A 1960-nucleotide genomic window follows, 5' to 3' on the forward strand; every position below is an offset into this window, starting at 1 on the left:
CCGCTTGTCAATCCAGGCGGCGAGGTCCAGGAGGTGAACGCCCTTGGCGGCTTTCTGGCTCTGCTCGATCCGCACCACGGGCAAATCAATCTCGCCCTCGGTGGTCTTGCGGACGAATTGCTGCGGCGTGAGGTGCTGGAAGAAGCTGGCGCAAACCTTGTCGATCGGGATCACGGCGGCACCGTCGAACTGTGCCATGAGTAGGAAAGCGGTGTTCATGCCGTGGCTTCCTCGTCCTCGAACGGGCCGTTGACCGCAACGCAATTGCGCCGCGTCTCGTCTGCCCAGGCGTTATCGCCATAGTCGCATTCTTTGCAAACCTCGCATTCGTGCACCGGGACAGAGCAAGAGCAATCCTTGTGACAGCCGGCATTGCACCCGCCAATCGATTTCCACCTATGCCCGACAACGGAGCAGTGTGCGGCGCGCGCCTCGATCTCCAAGCGCGCGACTTCGGCCTTTGCCTTCTCAAGGCGATCAAGAACGGTCTCGCTCACGGCTGCAAGCCTCCCCGAATATCCTCCTCGATTGACTGCGCCGCGTTATGGCGGGCGTCGCAGTAGCCTCGATTTCGATCCGCCTCTTTGCGGGCGAGGCCTGCGCACCGCTCGCGCTCGGCAGCAACCGCCGCGTCAATGCCGGCGTCGGCCGCGCCGTCGAACTCGGCAACGAAACGCTGGCGCTCGGCGAGGATCGCGCGGGCGATGTACACCGCGCCGTGGAAGCTGCCGACGACAACGCCGGTCTCGGCCGAATAGGCGATGTCGGTTGCCGCCTTCATGATGTCTGCCGGTATCTCGTCGTGAACGTGCGGGATAAGCTTGCTCGCCTTGGTCTGGTGATCCTCGCAATGCGAGAAGCCATGGTCGCCGGGGCCGAAACCTCTCCCGCACTGGCTGCAAAATGTCGCCGGAAATTTTGGGGCGCGCTGCTTGTTCATTAGATTTCCCTCCTGTAAACAAACCCGTTGATGTTCAGAACGTCGGGCAAGGGCGGCATGGCCGCGCTCGCGTCTATGCCAAGCTCGCCCAGGCAGGCGGCAATGTGCGGCTCGGCCTCAGCACCGCGTATCTCGCGGTCATAGCCGATCCAGTTCGGATCGTTCGGCGCGCGCTCGCTGATCTCCAGCTTGCCGGCGAACTCGCGGACCAGGATCACCTTGACCAGCACGTCGCCGCTGGCGAGGTGGCCGGCCCAGAAGCGCATGGCGGCTTTGCGCGCTTGGGTCGTGTCGTCGGGCCGCTCTTTCCTGGGCGGGCGGAAAACGATCGTGCCATTGCGGCGGATCAGGGCGACTGAGGCAAAGGGGGTCATGACCGTTCTCAATGAGGAGTGTCGAGAAGGCAGGCGGCGACGATCGCCGCGAGCGTGAAAAGGTACGGGTGGCGGATCACGATCGCGGCCATCACTCGCCCCTCAGATAGTCAGAGACTTCAACCCAGCGCTCGGCGACGGCTTCAAGATCGCCGCGCGCCGCGTCCTCTCGGTCGATGACGACTTTCCAGGCGTCGGGATCAATGATCTCGTCAAGCGCCGCCTGTATCAGTCCTTCGATGACGGGCGGGTCCAGGGCGTCAAGCTCCCAACTCTCGTCGCCGTGCTCGGCCGCATATTCGGCGAAGCGAGCGTCGGTTTCCTTCGCGGGGTTCGGCGGCGGGTTGTACTCCTCGATCTGGTCCATGTTGAGCGCGAGGCGCTTCACCATGACGCCGCGCCGGGCGAACATGCGGAGCCGATCGCCGTTGTCGCGCGTCATGTCCAGGCCGCTGGGATCGTGGTCGCCGAAGTGAAAAACGATCGGACGCTTGCCTGCGCGGATAGCCTGGGCAAACCTCTTGCCGGCCCGGTACTGCTCCGATTGCGAGGTGTAGCCGCGACAGGCGAAGTACGGCACGCGCATGCGGGTGCAAATCGGCTCGATCACGCCAACGAGCGCGTCTTTCTCAATCCACACCTCGGG

At 63.8% G+C, this 1960-nt stretch carries 4 protein-coding genes and 1 pseudogene; all 5 read right to left on the reverse strand.

Annotated features, from left to right (window positions below):
* Nucleotides 1–219, reverse strand: a 219-nt coding sequence (locus EN742_RS33415; protein WP_128333794.1) for a pyocin activator PrtN family protein, incomplete at its 3' end; no start/stop codon positions are given.
* Complete coding sequence (locus EN742_RS33420) at nucleotides 216–497, reverse strand: hypothetical protein (protein ID WP_128333795.1); 282 nt, start codon at nucleotides 495–497, stop codon at nucleotides 216–218. The genes EN742_RS33420 and EN742_RS33415, both read right to left, overlap by 4 nt.
* Nucleotides 494–781 carry a hypothetical protein gene (locus tag EN742_RS38375; RefSeq protein WP_128333796.1) on the reverse strand — a complete coding sequence of 96 codons (288 nt, stop codon included), beginning with the start codon at nucleotides 779–781 and terminating at the stop codon, nucleotides 494–496. Before EN742_RS38375 ends, EN742_RS33420 begins: the two co-directional genes overlap by 4 nt.
* 158 nt (nucleotides 782–939) lie before the next feature.
* Complete coding sequence (locus tag EN742_RS33430; RefSeq protein ID WP_128333797.1) at nucleotides 940–1314, reverse strand: hypothetical protein; 375 nt, start codon at nucleotides 1312–1314, stop codon at nucleotides 940–942.
* A 91-nt stretch (nucleotides 1315–1405) separates the two neighbouring features.
* Nucleotides 1406–1960, reverse strand: a pseudogene (locus EN742_RS38380) (hypothetical protein); the annotation flags it as partial.

This window comes from Mesorhizobium sp. M4A.F.Ca.ET.020.02.1.1, from assembly GCF_004022645.1.
Lineage (GTDB): Bacteria > Pseudomonadota > Alphaproteobacteria > Rhizobiales > Rhizobiaceae > Mesorhizobium.

What these genes read in the sequence shown, in the direction of transcription:
- EN742_RS38375 (WP_128333796.1), bottom strand. Translation starts at nt 781, where the DNA reads ATGAAGGCGGCAACCGACATCGCCTATTCGGCCGAGACCGGCGTTGTC.
- EN742_RS33430 (WP_128333797.1), bottom strand. Translation starts at nt 1,314, where the DNA reads ATGACCCCCTTTGCCTCAGTCGCCCTGATCCGCCGCAATGGCACGATC.